Source organism: Microbacterium sp. UBA1612 (assembly GCF_002321605.1).
Classification (GTDB): domain Bacteria; phylum Actinomycetota; class Actinomycetes; order Actinomycetales; family Microbacteriaceae; genus Microbacterium; species Microbacterium luteum.
In genome coordinates, this window is the sequence record NZ_DCMW01000005.1 from 27,881 (window position 1) to 42,348 (window position 14,468).

The 14,468-nt window shown below is 68.4% G+C and carries 13 protein-coding genes; 8 read left to right on the forward strand and 5 right to left on the reverse strand.

All coding sequences use genetic code 11. From position 1 onward, the window contains the following. Nucleotides 1-9: 9 nt before the first annotated feature. Together lpdA and B3S45_RS02770 are read right to left on the reverse strand one after the other, a co-directional pair. Nucleotides 10-1,407, reverse strand: coding sequence for a dihydrolipoyl dehydrogenase (gene lpdA / locus B3S45_RS02765; protein ID WP_071043696.1), 1,398 nt, complete (start codon nt 1,405-1,407; stop codon nt 10-12). A 10-nt stretch (nt 1,408-1,417) separates the two neighbouring features. Then, the gene (locus tag B3S45_RS02770; protein WP_286717258.1) at nt 1,418-2,077 is read right to left on the reverse strand and encodes a copper resistance CopC family protein; all 660 of its coding nucleotides are present in this window, start codon (nt 2,075-2,077) and stop codon (nt 1,418-1,420) included. A 141-nt stretch (nt 2,078-2,218) separates the two neighbouring features. Between B3S45_RS02770 and B3S45_RS02775 the strand changes: the two genes are divergently transcribed. The 3 genes from B3S45_RS02775 to B3S45_RS02785 all read left to right on the forward strand — a co-directional run bounded on the left by B3S45_RS02775 (nt 2,219) and on the right by B3S45_RS02785 (nt 4,049). Beyond that, entirely contained in the window at nt 2,219-2,722 is a 504-nt protein-coding gene (locus B3S45_RS02775; protein WP_286717260.1) for an FHA domain-containing protein, read from the forward strand. Further along, nucleotides 2,722-3,414 (forward strand): MerR family transcriptional regulator, encoded by a 693-nt coding sequence (locus B3S45_RS02780; RefSeq protein ID WP_071043694.1) that lies wholly within the window; start codon nt 2,722-2,724, stop codon nt 3,412-3,414. Before B3S45_RS02775 ends, B3S45_RS02780 begins: the two co-directional genes overlap by 1 nt. A gap of 89 nt (nt 3,415-3,503) precedes the next feature. Continuing rightward, nucleotides 3,504-4,049 carry a MerR family transcriptional regulator gene (locus tag B3S45_RS02785; RefSeq protein ID WP_071043693.1) on the forward strand — a complete coding sequence of 182 codons (546 nt, stop codon included), beginning with the start codon at nt 3,504-3,506 and terminating at the stop codon, nt 4,047-4,049. 4 nt (nt 4,050-4,053) lie between these two features. Here B3S45_RS02785 and B3S45_RS02790 read toward each other — a convergent pair whose 3' ends face one another. Next, nucleotides 4,054-4,302, reverse strand: coding sequence for a hypothetical protein (locus B3S45_RS02790; protein ID WP_286717264.1), 249 nt, complete (start codon nt 4,300-4,302; stop codon nt 4,054-4,056). An 80-nt stretch (nt 4,303-4,382) separates the two neighbouring features. Then, a complete protein-coding gene (locus B3S45_RS02795) occupies nt 4,383-5,192 on the reverse strand; it encodes a ParA family protein (protein ID WP_071043691.1) in 810 nt (269 codons plus the stop codon). Between the two features lie 70 nt (nt 5,193-5,262). On the opposite strand from B3S45_RS02795, the gene B3S45_RS02800 reads away from it, so the two are divergent. Genes B3S45_RS02800 through def form a run of 3 tightly spaced genes read left to right on the forward strand, consistent with a single transcriptional unit; the run spans nt 5,263 to nt 10,779 of the window. Further along, a complete protein-coding gene (locus B3S45_RS02800; RefSeq protein ID WP_286717267.1) occupies nt 5,263-8,670 on the forward strand; it encodes a pyruvate carboxylase in 3,408 nt (1,135 codons plus the stop codon). A gap of 44 nt (nt 8,671-8,714) precedes the next feature. Next, complete coding sequence (locus tag B3S45_RS02805; RefSeq protein ID WP_286717269.1) at nt 8,715-10,286, forward strand: MinD/ParA family ATP-binding protein; 1,572 nt, start codon at nt 8,715-8,717, stop codon at nt 10,284-10,286. Between the two features lies 1 nt (nt 10,287). Then, complete coding sequence (def, locus tag B3S45_RS02810) at nt 10,288-10,779, forward strand: peptide deformylase (protein WP_194383302.1); 492 nt, start codon at nt 10,288-10,290, stop codon at nt 10,777-10,779. A 46-nt stretch (nt 10,780-10,825) separates the two neighbouring features. On the opposite strand, the gene B3S45_RS02815 is transcribed toward def, so the two are convergent. Continuing rightward, nucleotides 10,826-12,652, reverse strand: coding sequence for an AMP-dependent synthetase/ligase (locus tag B3S45_RS02815; protein WP_286717271.1), 1,827 nt, complete (start codon nt 12,650-12,652; stop codon nt 10,826-10,828). A gap of 191 nt (nt 12,653-12,843) precedes the next feature. Here B3S45_RS02815 and B3S45_RS02820 point away from each other — a divergent pair, with 191 nt between their 5' ends. Next, nucleotides 12,844-13,779 carry an ROK family protein gene (locus B3S45_RS02820; protein WP_286717272.1) on the forward strand — a complete coding sequence of 312 codons (936 nt, stop codon included), beginning with the start codon at nt 12,844-12,846 and terminating at the stop codon, nt 13,777-13,779. Nucleotides 13,780-13,781: 2 nt separating this feature from the next. Next, nucleotides 13,782-14,468: a lysophospholipid acyltransferase family protein gene (locus tag B3S45_RS02825; RefSeq protein ID WP_071043686.1), complete on the forward strand. Its 687-nt coding sequence runs from the start codon at nt 13,782-13,784 to the stop codon at nt 14,466-14,468.

Genomic DNA, 14,468 nt, shown 5'->3' on the forward strand with positions numbered 1-14,468 from the left:
TCCGTGAGGTCAGATGTTGATCATGTGACCCGCGATGCCGTGGAAGGCCTCCTGGAGCGCCTCGGAGAGCGTCGGGTGCGTGTGCACGTTGCGGGCTGCTTCGAGAGCGGTGAGATCCCACTTCTGCGCGAGCGTCAGCTCCGGCAGGAGCTCGGAGACGTCGGGGCCGATCATGTGGGCGCCGAGGAGCTCGAGGTGTTCGCCGTCGGCGACGACCTTGACGAACCCGACGGCTTCGCCGAGCCCGTTCGCCTTGCCGTTGGCGCTGAACGGGAACTTCGCGACCTTGACGTCGTATCCCTCGTCGCGTGCCTGCTGCTCGGTGAGCCCGAAGCTGGCCACCTGCGGCGAGCAGAACGTGGCGCGCGGCATCATGCGGTAGTCCCCGAGAGCCATCGTCTCGGCTCCGGCGATGGTCTCGGCCGCCACGACGCCCTGGGCTTCGGCGACGTGGGCGAGCTGCAGCTTCGCGGTGACGTCACCGATCGCGTAGATGTGGGGCACGCTGGTGTGCATGTAGTCGTCGATCTCGATGGCGCCGCGCTCTGTCAGCTTCACCCCGGTCTTGTCCAGACCGTATCCCTCGACGTTGGGGGCGAACCCGATCGACATGAGCACCTTGCCGGCGTCGATGGAGCCTGCGGCGCCGTCTTTGCCCGTGTAGGCCACGGTGACCTTGTCGCCGTGGTCGGTGATCGACTCGACCTTGGTGGAGGTGAGGATCTCGACCCCGAGCTTCTTGTACTGGCGAGCGATCTCCTTGGAGACCTCGGCGTCCTCGTTCGGCAGGGCGCGGTCGAGGAACTCGATGATGGTGACCTTGACGCCGTAGTTCGTCAGCACGTAGGCGAACTCCATGCCGATGGCGCCGGCGCCGACGATCGCGATCGACTCGGGCAGATCGCGGGCGAGGATCTGCTCTTCGTAGGTGACGACGTTCTCGCTGAGCTCGACACCCGGCAGCAGGCGCACCGTCGACCCGGTGGCGATGATCGCGTTGTCGAAGGTGACGCGCTCCGACGACCCGTCGCTGGTCGCGACCTCGATGGTGTTCGCGTCGACGAACGTGCCGCGACCGTCGTACTCGGTCACCGAGTTCTTCTTCATCAGGTAGTGGATGCCCTTGACGTGCGTCTCGGCCACCTTGCGGCTGCGATCCCACGCCGTGCCGAAGTCGAACGACACGTCGCCCGAGATGCCGAACAGATCGGCCTTGTGGGTGAAGGTGTGGGCGAGGTCGGCGTTGCGAAGCAGCGCCTTCGAGGGGATGCAGCCGACGTTCAGGCAGACACCGCCCCAGTACTTCTCTTCGATGATCGCGACGGACTTGCCGAGCTGGGATGCGCGCACGGCCGCGACGTACCCGCCGGGACCCGCGCCGAGGATGACGACGTCGTAGTGAGGCATGACCCCAAGCCTATCGCTCGGCGGGTCCGGCGGATCGCGGCCCGGACTCGGGCGAACCCGGCTCGCTCGGCGGTGTGCGGCGGCGCGTTGCGACGAGGTACACGACCGCGGCGATGATGGCGATCGCGATGATCCCGCCGATGACCCACGGGACACTCGGCGAGACGTCCGATGCAGGCGCCGGGGTCTCCGTCGGCGAAGGTTCGACCGTCTGCGTCGGGGCCGGGGTGGACTCCGTGGTCGTCGCGGTCGGAGTCGGCGTGGGTGTCGGCTGAGGTTCGGCCACCTGGAAGGAGTACTCGCCCGAGATCGGGTGACCGTCCGACGAGACGACCTTCCACTGCACCGTGATCGTGCCGGTGGCTGCATCCATGAGCGGCTGCGTCACGGTGGTCTCGACCACCTCGGGCTCGCCATCGGTCAGGGATGCGCCGTCGGCGTCCATGACCGCCACCTCGGTCGCGCCGGGCTCGGTCGACAGCACGCCGCTGAAGGTCAGGGTGAGCTGGTCGGGGAGCACCTCGACCGTGCTGTCGGCGTCGGGATCTGTGGAGATGAGCTCGTCGTGAGCGTGCGCGGGGGTCGCCACGAACACCGCCGCGGCGGCGAGGAGCACGGCGGTCAGGGCGGTGAGGAGGATGCGGAGTCGGCGGGCGATCGAATACGTCACCCGCCCGAGACTACCCGCGGGTTCCGGACTCGACACGGCGGGGCGTTTCTGAGTAGTTTCGAGTACCCCCCTTCGCGCACCGAGCGCGGTTTTCGGGGGTGCCGATCGGCTACGCTGGGTCATCGGAGAGGGAGGACCACCGTGGAGGAATACCGCCGCCCGGAACCGGACGACATTCACCGGGCCGGACGACCGGGTGACGCCGCCGACCGGCCCGCATCGAACGACACCACCCAGACGTTCGGGCACGATTCCGATCTGTCCTATGTTCCCTTCGGCAGCGAATTGAGCGAGACCGAGCTCGAGGCGATCGAAGCGCTCCCGACGGGTTCCGCACTGCTGCTGGTGCGATCCGGACCCACCGCGGGGGCGCGTTATCTGCTCGATTCCGATGTCACCACCGTCGGTCGCCATCCCGAAGCAGACATCTTCTTCGACGATGTGACCGTCTCACGTCGTCACGCGGAGATCACCCGCTCGGGCAGTGTCTTCGAACTCGTCGATCAGCGCTCCTTGAACGGCACCTACGTCAACGGCGAACGAGCGGACCGAGCGCGGCTCGACAACGGCGCCGAGGTGCGGGTCGGCAAGTTCCGTTTGAACTTCTTCGTGTCTCCGGCAGACCTGCCGGCCACGGAAGGCTGATGGCTCCCGCATCAGCCCGCGAACGCACGCCGTCCGCGGGCCTTCTGAGCATCGGCCAGGTGCTCGCGCGACTCGCCCCGGACTTTCCGAACCTCACCTCCAGCAAGCTGCGATTCCTGGAGGTCCAGGGCATCGTCACACCGGTGCGCACGGAGTCCGGCTACCGCAAGTTCTCCCACGACGACGTCGAGCGTCTTCGCCTCGCCCTCACGCTCCAGCGCGACCATTACCTGCCGCTGAGCGTGATCCGCGACTATCTCGTGGAGCTCGACGCCGGGCGCGAGCCGGCCCCGCCGACCTCGGTCAATGCGGCACCGATCGTCGCCGGACCGCGCCGGTACCGCCGCGAGGAGCTGTTGTCCGTGACGGGGTGCCCCGCTCAGCTGCTCAACGACGCGATCGGCACCGGCGTCGTCCACGGGGCCGAGACCTACTCCGAGCAGACGGTGACGCTGCTGAAGTCGCTGGTGGCTCTGCACCGGCACGGCATCGAGCCGAGGCACGTGCGCGCGCTGCGGCAGGGTGCCGAGCGTGATGCTGCGCTGATCGAGTCGGCGCTGGCTCCGCTGCTGCGCCGCACCGATGCGGCATCCCGCGGGCGTGCGGGTGAGATCGCCCCCGAGCTCGCGCGTCGACTCGACGAGATGCGCGGCGTCTACCTGCGCGCCGCCCTCGATCGACTGCTGACCTGAGCGACACGCCGAGCGCGAGGAGCGGATGTCGTTGCCCGTCGCGCTCGGCTGATCTAGCGTTGGGGATAACCGATCGGGAGGAGATGCGGATGGGCGCATTCGAGGCGAGTGGCGAACCCGCTTTCGTGACCGATCTGCTCTTCACCGACGGTCTGCCTCAGATGGACGACGAGGTCGGGTACCGCGGAGCCGTCGCCGCCCGCGCGGCCGGGATCACCTATCGACAGCTCGACTACTGGGCACGCACCGAACTGGTCGAGCCCACCGTGCGCGGCGCATCCGGATCGGGTTCGCAGCGGCTCTACGGCTTCCGCGACATCCTCGTCCTCAAGCTCGTCAAACGACTGCTCGACACCGGCATCTCGCTCCAGCAGATCCGCACGGCTGTCGAGCAGCTGCGTGCCGCCGGCATCCGGGACCTGACCGGCACCACCCTCATGAGCGATGGGGCCTCGGTCTACCTCTGCACCTCGAGCGACGAGGTGATCGACCTCGTCAGTCGCGGTCAGGGCGTGTTCGGGATCGCGGTCGGCAAGGTTCTGCGGGAGGTCGAGTCGACTCTCGTCGAGTTCGACCCGCAGGTGCCCGATCAGATGGATGAGCTCGCGGCGCGTCGCGCGGCCCGCACGGCGTGATCGATCACCGTCCCGTCCCGACGATCCCCTCGAGAACATCGACGGCTTTACCTGTGCCGTCTTCGGCGAGCATGCGCTCGGCAGCGGCACCGACAGCGGCGCGATAGGTATCCAAGCTCGCCAGCGCGTGACGCGCGCGTCGGGTGGTCAGTCGTGACGCGCGGATCGGCGTGGGCCCGAGGTGCTCGACCGCGAGGCGGGCACCCCAGAAGGGCTGGTCTGCGGCGGCCGCATCCAGCTCAGCCGAGAACATCCGTTCGCCGGCGGCTGTGGCGGCGTAGGTGAGACGGTAGAGCGGAGCGCTCTCATCGGCCGCGAATCAGATCCGGCGGCTCAGGAGGCGCCCTGCGCGGGGGCCGGGATGCGGCCGATCCGCATGACGCGATCCAGCAGCGCGTCGAAGTCGGCGGCGAGTTCCTGCGCGGAGTCGCCCGGCCAGATGTGCAGCGGCTTCGCGGCGCCCTGCGCCTGCTGGAGCGATGTGCGTTCGGGCAGCTGGGGAGAGAGGACCAGCGGTCCGAACATGTCGCGCAATTCCTTGATGCGGAACTGGTGCTCGATCGACTGGGGGCGCACGCGGTTGACGACGATGCCGAGCGGCTGCAGCCGCGGGGAGAGGCCGCGGCGGATCTCCTCGATCGCACGAAGTGCCCGGTCCGCGGCTGCGACCGAGAACAGGCCGGGCTCGGTGACGACCACGACGCGGTCGCTGGCCGCCCACGCGGTACGCGTCAGGGCGTTGAGCGACGGTGCACAGTCGATCAGCACGAGGTCGTACTCGGCCTCGATCGTCGCGAGTGCCTCCTCGAGCTTCCACACGTCTCGGACGCTCGGGTGCGGGCCGTCGAAGTTGATCGCCGACGGGCTGCCGATCATCACGTCGATCGTGCCGGGGTGCACCTTCGCCCAGCCGCTGGCGGTGATCGCCTGTTTGACGACCTTGTCCTTCGGATTGGCGAGGACGTCGGCCACGTTGAGGCGGCCCGCCACCTGGATGTCCATGCCCGTAGACACGTCGGACTGCGGGTCGAGGTCGACGACGAGGGTGCGAACGCCGCGGGCGAACGCAGCCGAGGCGAGCCCGAGGGTCACCGTCGTCTTTCCGACCCCGCCCTTGAGGGAACTGACGGAGAGTACGTGCACGAGGCACTACGTTACCGTCCCCTAGGCTGAGAGCACACTCGACCGATCCGCCATGCTCAGCGAGGTGCGCATGTTCCGAAAGATCCTGGTAGCCAATCGCGGTGAGATCGCCATCCGCGCTTTCCGTGCGGCGTTCGAACTCGGAGCGAGGACCGTCGCCGTCTTCCCGTATGAGGATCGCAACTCCCTGCATCGCCTGAAGGCCGACGAGGCCTATCAGATCGGAGAGCCCGGCCATCCCGTCCGTGCCTACCTCGACGTCGACGAGATCATCCGGGTCGCGAAGGAGTCGGGAGCCGACGCCATCTACCCGGGCTACGGGTTCCTGTCGGAGAATCCGGAGCTGGCGGAGAAGGCCGCGGCGAACGGCATCGTCTTCATCGGACCGCCGGCCCGGGTGCTCGAGATGGCCGGTAACAAGGTGACGGCCAAGGAGCACGCCATCGCCGCCGACGTGCCGGTGCTCCGCTCGACGCCCGCATCCGACGATGTCGACGTCCTGCTGGCGCAGGCCGACGACATCGGATTCCCGATCTTCGTGAAGGCGGTGGCCGGCGGAGGCGGCCGCGGCATGCGTCGCGTCGCGTCCCGGGAGGAGCTCGCTCCCGCGATCGCCGAGGCGATGCGCGAGGCGGGCAGCGCATTCGGCGACGCTCGGGTCTTCCTCGAGCAGGCCGTCCAGCGCCCGCGCCATGTCGAGGTGCAGGTTCTCGCCGACAAGTCCGGCCACACGGTCCATCTGTTCGAGCGCGACTGCTCGGTGCAGCGTCGTCATCAGAAGGTGATCGAGATCGCGCCGGCGCCGAACCTCGACCCCGAGGTGGCGGCAGCGCTGCACGCCTATGCGATCGCGTTCGCCAAGTCCATCGACTACGAGAACGCCGGGACGGTGGAGTTCCTCCTGGAGACGGCCGGTCCGCGCGCGGGGGAGGTCGTGTTCATCGAGATGAACCCTCGCATCCAGGTCGAGCACACCGTCACGGAAGAGGTCACCGACGTCGACCTCGTGCAGTCTCAGATGCGCATCGCCTCGGGCCAGTCGCTCGACGACCTCGGTCTCGCGCAGGATCGGATCCATCTTCGGGGTGCTGCGCTCCAGTGCCGCATCACCACCGAGGATCCGACGCAGGGATTCCGTCCCGACACCGGGAAGATCACGACTTACCGTTCCCCGGGAGGGGCGGGCATCCGACTGGATGGCGGCACGACCGCGGCCGGTGCTCAGATCAGCCCGCACTTCGACTCGATGCTGTCCAAGCTCACGTGTCGGGGACGCGATTTCGGGGCCGCGGTCCTGCGCGCGCGTCGTGCTCTCGCCGAGTTCCGCATCCGCGGCGTCTCCACGAACATCCCCTTCCTGCAGGCGGTGCTCGATGATTCCTCCTTCATCGCCGGTGACATCAGCACGTCGTTCATCGACGAGCGCCCGGAGCTGCTGAAGGGGCGGGAATCGAAGGATCGCGGAACGAAGATCCTGAACTGGCTGGTCGACACCACGGTCAACAAGCCGCACGGTTCGAATCCGGTCACCGTGGAGCCGCGTCAGAAACTGCCCGAGATCGACCTGGGGTCTGCCGCCCCTGCCGGGTCGCGACAGCGACTGCAGGAGCTGGGTCCCGAGGGGTTCGCGCGAGCACTGCGCGCGCAGACCGCTCTCGGCGTGACGGACACGACCTTCCGCGACGCGCATCAGTCCCTGCTCGCCACGCGCGTGCGCACCAAGGATCTTCTGGCCGTCGCACCCTACGTCGCCCGCATGACGCCGCAGCTGCTGTCGGTGGAGGCGTGGGGCGGGGCCACCTACGACGTCGCCCTGCGCTTCCTCAGCGAGGACCCGTGGGAGCGTCTGGAGAAGCTGAGGACGTCGCTGCCCAACGTCGCCATCCAGATGCTGCTGCGAGGTCGCAACACGGTCGGCTACACGCCGTACCCCACAGAGGTGACGGATGCATTCGTCCAGGAGGCGGCGACCGCGGGCATCGATGTCTTCCGCATCTTCGACGCCCTCAACGACGTCGCACAGATGCGCCCCGCGATCGATGCGGTGCTCACGACCGGAACGGGAATCGCCGAGGTCGCCGTCTGCTACACCGGTGACCTGCTCAATCCGGCAGAGGATCTCTACACCCTCGACTACTATCTCGGGCTCGCCGATCAGATCGTCGAGGCGGGTGCCCACGTTCTGGCGATCAAGGACATGGCGGGGCTGCTCCGCCCCGCCGCCGCGGCGAAGCTCGTGTCGGCACTGCGTGAGCGCTTCGACCTTCCGGTGCACGTCCACACGCACGACACGGCGGGCGGGCAGCTCGCGACCCTGCTCGCCGCCAGCGCCGCCGGAGCCGACGCCGTCGACGCCGCCGCCGCTCCCATGTCGGGCACGACGAGCCAGCCGTCCCTGTCGGCCCTGGTGGCCGCGCTCGCTCACACCGAGCGAGACACGGGCTTGGAGCTCGACGCGGTGAACGACCTCGAACCCTACTGGGGGGCGGTCCGCAACCTCTACGCGCCGTTCGAATCAGGGCTGCCGGGACCGACGGGGCGCGTGTACCACCACGAGATCCCGGGCGGGCAGCTGTCGAACCTGCGCCAGCAGGCGATCGCGCTGGGACTGGCGGAGGACTTCGAGCTCATCGAAGACATGTACGCGGCCGCGAACGCGATCCTCGGGCGCGTCCCCAAGGTCACCCCGTCGTCGAAGGTCGTCGGCGATCTGGCACTGCACCTGGCCGCTGTCAAAGCCGATCCGGCCGACTTCGAAGCGCACCCCGAGAAATACGACGTGCCGGATTCCGTCGTCGGATTCATGGCGGGCGAGCTCGGAGACCTTCCGGGCGGCTGGCCGGAGCCGTTCCGCTCGAAGGTGCTGCACGGGCGCGAGGTGAAGACGGGGGTCACGCCCCTCACCGACACCGAGACGAAGGCGCTGGCGGGGTCGTCCGGCGAACGACGTCGTGCGCTCAATGCGCTGCTCTTCCCGGCGCCGACCCGGGCGTTCGAGCAGTCCCGCGAGGTGTTCGGCGATCTCAGCGTGCTCGACACGGCCGACTACCTCTACGGCCTCGAACCGGGCGCCGAGCACGTCGTCGAGATCGACCGCGGCGTGAAGCTGTTCGTGGGCCTGGAAGCCATCGGCGAGGCCGATGACAAAGGCATGCGCACGGTCATGACCACCCTCAACGGACAGCTGCGCCCCGTCTTCGCACGGGACCGCAGCATCACCGTCGAGACGCATCAGGCCGAGAAGGCCGACACGTCGCGACCGGGCCAGGTCGCCGCGCCGTTCTCGGGTGTCGTCACGCTCAAGGCAGCCGTCGGCGATACGGTCTCAGCAGGTCAGCCGGTCGCGTCGATCGAGGCGATGAAGATGGAAGCGGCGATCACCGCGCCCGTCGACGGCGTGGTCGAGCGGCTCGCGGTCGCGGCGACGGCGCAGGTCGACGCGGGCGACCTTTTGGTCGTCATCCGGCCCGCGGGATAGCCTGGACGGCGCGCGATCGCGCGTGAGAACCCCAGGAGTACCCCGTGAGCCCCGATCAGCATGACCACTCGCCGGACGACGAGGCGGCCGAAAACGCCGTCCTCGACGATGGCGGGAACCTCGACACGCATGCCATCGGGCTGCTCGGCACGTCGACACAGCAGGTGTCGGTCTCGCTGCCGGTCGATCGCGACGATGATGACGAAGACGTCATCGATGATGAGCTTCCCGTGTCCGGTGAGGTCGCCGCGCCCGCCGGTACGGCGGCTTCGGAATCCCTCGAGGAGGACGACGAGATCGTCGAGGGCCACCTCGAGACCGGAGAACAGCCGTCGGTGACGGTGGATGCCGACGTGCACACCGCCGAGATCGTCACCGACGCGGCGGAAGACGTCGATGACGGGCCGGCGTTCGTCGAGCCCGCACGCGATGACGTCCCCAGCCGTGACGAGAACGGGCCTGTGGCGGGCGCCGCACCACCGACGACGTCGGCCGCGACCGAGCCGGCGCCGACGGTCCCCAGAACGGGATCGGTGCCGACGACGCGGCGTGAGGCGCAGCATCCGGGGGAGACGCGCGTCCTCGATCGCGGCGAAGGCGGCGACCGCGTCACGACGCGAGCAGACATCACCCTGTCGTCCAAGCGCCTCGGCGAGTTCGAGCCCGACCGCGAGACCGCGGACCTGCTCACCGCCGACCGGCTGCTCGACCGCACGCAGCTGTCGCGTCCCGAGCCCGAGGGGTACTGGCAGCAGCTGATCTACGCGCTCTCGGGTCGGCGGATCAACCTCGGCGACAGCCGGAAGGCTCAGGCCCGGAAGGGGCTCGACCGCCGGATCGGGGCGCCGCTGCCCGGTGCCGCCCGTTTCGTCCCCGTCGTCTCACGCAAGGGCGGAGTGGGCAAGACCACCGTCACCGCGTTGCTGGGGATGGCGCTGGCCGACGCGCGCGACGACCGCGTCATCGCCGTCGACGCCAACCCCGATCGCGGCACGCTTGCCGACCGCATCGGCCGGACAGGCGGACGGACCGTCCGAGACCTCGCCCGCGTGCGCGGCGAGGTGTCGGGATACAGCGACATCTCGGCCATCGTCGCCCGAGACGAGACGCGCCTCGACGCCCTCGCGTCCGATTCGGACCCGCAGGTCTCGGAGGCGTTCAGTGGACGCGACTATCACGACGTCGCGAGTCTCGCCGCCCACTACTACTCGATCGTGCTCACCGACACCGGCACCGGCATCGTGCATTCGGTCATGGGAGCCACGCTCGAACTCGCCGACCAGCTCGTGCTCGTCGCCGGGCTGAGCGTCGACGAAGCGCGCCTCGCGTCCGAAACGCTCACCTGGCTCGAGACGAACGGCTATGCCGACCGCGTGCGGAACGCCGTCGTGGTGCTCAACAGCGGTCGCCCGGGTGCCCCGCTCGTGCAGCTGGACCAGCTCGACGCGCACTTCCGCACGCGCGTGCGGGCGGTGGTGCGCATGCCGTACGACGCCCACATCGCCACGGGGTCCTCGATCGTGTTCCGCGATCTGAACGCCGCCACCCGGGACGCCGCACGCGAGCTCGCCGCGGTCGTGGTGGAGGGCCTGCGGACCGCGACGGCGGCTGCCTGACATGGCCGTGCGCGCGATCCGCGTCTTCGGCGACCCCGTGCTGCGCGCTCCGAGCGCGACGATCGAGGTCATCGACGACGGCGTCCGCTCCCTCGTACGGGATCTGCTGGACACCGTGGAGCTGCCTGGGCGCGCCGGTGTCGCCGCGCCCCAGATCGGCGTCGGTCTTCGCGCCTTCAGCTACAACATCGACGGGGACATCGGCTATCTCCTCAATCCGGAGATCGTGGAGGTCTCGGGAGAGCCGGAGTACATCGGCGAGGGATGTCTGTCGGTTCCCGGACTCTGGCACGACGCGCTCCGCTACCCGCATGCGGCAGCCCGCGGCATCGACCTCGATGGACGCGAGGTCGTCGTCGAGGGCGAAGGCCTCATGGCCCAGGCGCTGCAGCACGAGACCGACCATCTCGACGGGAAGCTCTACCTCAGCCGGCTGACCCCCGAGTCCCGCAAGGTCGCGATGCGGCAGATCCGCGAATCGGAGTGGTTCTGACGATTCCGGTTCCGGCTGACCCGAGGGCACCGGAATCGCCTTCGCGTCAGGTCAGTGAGACGTTGGTCGTGTTCACCGGCACGGCGTAGATCTCGTCGATCTCGGTGGCGAAGTCGCTCATGATCACGTTGCGCTTGATGCTCATCTTCGGAGTGAGATGACCCGACGCCTCGGTCCATTCGGTGGCGAGGATGGTGAACTTGCGAATCGACTCGGCGCGGGACACGTGGGTGTTGGCGTGGTCGATGGCCTTCTGCACCTCGGCACGCACCGCGTCGTTCTTCGCTGCGTCTTCGAGGGCCATGTCCGCGGGCAGGCCGTTGTTCGACAGCCAGGTCGGAAGCATCTCGGGATCGAGCGTGATCAGCGCGGAGATGAACGGCTTCTGGTCGCCGACGACGACCACCTGGCCGATGATCGGATTGGCGCGGATCGGGTCCTCCAGAGCGGCCGGGGCGACGTTCTTGCCACCGGCGGTGACGATGATCTCCTTCTTGCGCCCCGTGATGGCCAGGCAGCCGTCGCTGTCGAATGTGCCGATGTCGCCGGTGCGGAACCACTCGCCGTCGAATGCGGCGGCCGTGGCCTCCGGGTTGCGCCAGTACTCCTTGAACACGTTGACGCCCTTGACCTGGATCTCGCCATCGTCGGCCAGACGCACACCGACACCCGGGATGACCGGGCCGACGGTGCCGATCTTCATCTGCTGGGTCGTGTTGACGGTGGCCGGCGCCGTGGTCTCGGTGAGCCCGTAGCCCTCGAGGATTACGACACCCAGGCTGTGGAAGAAGTGACCGAGCCGCGGACCCAGCGGGGCCGACCCCGACACCGCGTAGATGACCCTGCCGCCCATGGCGTCGCGGAGCTTGCTGTAGACGAGCTTGTCGAACAGACGGAACTTCAGGCGCAGGCCGAGCGGAATCTTGCGACCCTCCTGCTCGAGCTTCGAGTGCTCGATGGCTGTTTCGGCGGCGGCGTGGAAGATCTTGCCCTTTCCACCGGCTTCGGCCTTCTGCTCGGCCGAGTTGTAGACCTTCTCGAACACGCGGGGGACGGCCAGCAGATAGGTCGGCTTGAAGGAGCCGAGGGCGGGGAGCAGCTGCTTGGTGTCGGGTTGGTGCCCCGTCTTCACACCGGCGTGCACGTTGAGGATGGAGATGAAGCGCGCGAACACGTGAGCGGTCGTGATGAACAACAGGGTCGAGGCGCCGGGGGTGGTGAGCACATCGTTGAGCGCGACGAAGCAGTTGCGGGACAGCTCGACGAAGTTGCTGTGGGTGAGCACGCAGCCCTTGGGGCGGCCCGTCGACCCCGACGTATAGATGAGGGTGGCGATGTCATCCCCGTTCGCGAGGTTCCGACGGCGCTCGATCTCGTCGTCTTCGACACCGGTGCCCTCGGAGACCATGCGGTCCAGGTCGCCGGTGTGCAGCGCCCACACCGATCGGATGAGGGGGAGGTCGCCTCGGACCTCTTCGAGCCGCGCGGCGTGGTCCTCCGATTCGACGATGCACGCGACCGCTCCGGAGTCGGTGAGGTTCCAGGCGATCTGCGACGACGACGACGTCTCATAGATCGGCACCATCACGGCGCCGGCGAAGAAGAGCGCGAAGTCGACGAGCGTCCAGTCGTACGTGGTGCGTGCGATGAATCCGACCTTGTCGCCGGGTTCGATGCCGGCCGCGACGAGGCCCTTCGCGAGGGCGATGACCTGCTCGTGGAACTGCGCGGCGGTGATGTCGCGCCAGCCGGAACCGTCCGGAACGGCGAACAGAGCGCGGTTCGGCGTCTCTTTCACACGTTCGACGAGGAGGTCTGTGATGTTCGCGTCGGGATCGGCGGGAACGACGGCGGGGATAGTGAACTCGGTCACGGCAACTCCTTTGGTACCGGCTGCGGTTTCGGTGGTCGGGTGGTGAATCGAGTCTAACTGAGGGGGGTCGTCCTCTCGCGGCATTCCGCGCGGATGAGCCCGCACAGGACGCGCACGTCGCCCGTGGGAGAGCGCCCGCCCTACTAGAGTGGTTGCGCCGTCGCGCCAGCGCTCGGCCGGAAGGGAAGACGTTGCTCAAGGTCGGCATCGACATCGGCGGCACGAAGATCGCAGGAGGCGTCGTCGACGCCGAAGGACGCATCGTCGAGAAGCTCCGCGTGGACACACCCGTCGACACGGCCTCGCTCGCCGATGCCGTCGTCGACATGGCGCGACACCTCGGGCAGAGTCATGACGTCTCCGCCGTCGGCGTGGCCGCCGCGGGTTTCATCGACCGGAACCGCGAGCTCGTGCTGCACGCACCGAACATCGCCTGGCGCAATGAGCCGCTGAAGGCGACTCTCGCCTCGCGCATCGACGTGCCCGTGACGATCGAGAACGACGCCAACGCCGCAGGGTGGGGCGAGTTCCGCTTCGGTGCCGGTCGCGACGTCGAGAACATGACGATGCTGACGATGGGCACCGGCGTCGGGGGAGCGGTCGTCGTCGACGGTGCGCTCCTCATGGGCGGCCACGGCATCGCCGGTGAACTCGGACACATCCGCTTCATCCGGGATGGACGACCCTGCGGGTGCGGGCAGAAGGGCTGCCTCGAGCAGTATGCATCCGGTCGAGCGCTTCAGCGCGAAGCGGAGGAGATCGCCGACGACGACGCCGGCATCGGTGCGGGACTGGCGGCGCTGCGCCTCGAGACGGGTGCCCTGAAGGGGCCGGCGATCTCGCGCCTCATCCTGGCGGGGGATCCCGGTGCGATCGAGGCGCTGCGGCGTGTCGCGACGGCACTCGGGGAGGCGTGCGGCGGGTTCCAGGCCGTTCTCGATCCCGAGCTGTTCGTGATCGGCGGAGGCGTCGCGCAGCTGGGCGAAGACCTGCTGGGACCGATGCGCGAGGCGTACCGCACGGCCGTCCCGGGTTACGGCGACCGTCCGGTGGCGGAGTTCGCCGTCGCGCAGCTGGGCAACGACGCGGGTCTCATCGGCGTCGCCGACCTGGCGGAGGTCGGCTGACGGTGTTCTACTGGCTGATGAAGTACGTGGTCATCGGACCCGTCGTCAAGGCCGTCTTCCGGCCCTGGATCGTCGGCCGCCGCAACGTCCCCTCGCAGGGTGCGGCCATCCTCGCCAGCAACCACCTGTCCTTCGCCGACTCCATCTTCCTGCCGCTGATGATCGACCGCCCGGTGTCGTTCCTCGCCAAGAGCGACTACTTCACCGGCAGAGGGCTGCGCGGCTGGGCGACCCGGGTCTTCTTCAAGGCGACCGGTCAGCTTCCCATCGATCGTTCCGGCGGCAAGGCCTCCGAGGCATCGCTCAACACCGGACTGCAGGTGCTCGGTCGGGGCGACCTGCTCGGGATCTATCCGGAGGGGACACGCAGCCCCGACGGGCGCCTCTACCGCGGCCGAACCGGCATCGCTCGGATGGCCCTGGAAGCGCACGTCCCCGTGGTGCCCGTCGTGATGGTCGACACCGACACCATGATGCCGATCGGTCGCCGGATCCCGCGGGTCGTCCGGGTGGGCGTCGTGATCGGCGAGCCGCTGGACTTCTCGCGTTTCGAAGGGATGGAGAGCGATCGCTACATCCTGCGCTCCATCACGGACGAGATCATGGTCGCCCTGCAGCGCCTGGGGGAGCAGCGTTACGACGATGTCTACGCTTCGACCGTGAAAGATCGCCTCGTCAAGCGCGGCTAG

Coding starts and splice junctions, on each gene's coding strand:
- lpdA (WP_071043696.1), bottom strand. CDS start 1,407: ATGCCTCACTACGACGTCGTCATCCTCGGCGCGGGTCCCGGCGGGTAC.
- B3S45_RS02780 (WP_071043694.1), top strand. CDS start 2,722: ATGGCTCCCGCATCAGCCCGCGAACGCACGCCGTCCGCGGGCCTTCTG.
- B3S45_RS02785 (WP_071043693.1), top strand. CDS start 3,504: ATGGGCGCATTCGAGGCGAGTGGCGAACCCGCTTTCGTGACCGATCTG.
- B3S45_RS02790 (WP_286717264.1), bottom strand. CDS start 4,302: ATGTTCTCGGCTGAGCTGGATGCGGCCGCCGCAGACCAGCCCTTCTGG.
- B3S45_RS02800 (WP_286717267.1), top strand. CDS start 5,263: ATGTTCCGAAAGATCCTGGTAGCCAATCGCGGTGAGATCGCCATCCGC.
- def (WP_194383302.1), top strand. CDS start 10,288: ATGGCCGTGCGCGCGATCCGCGTCTTCGGCGACCCCGTGCTGCGCGCT.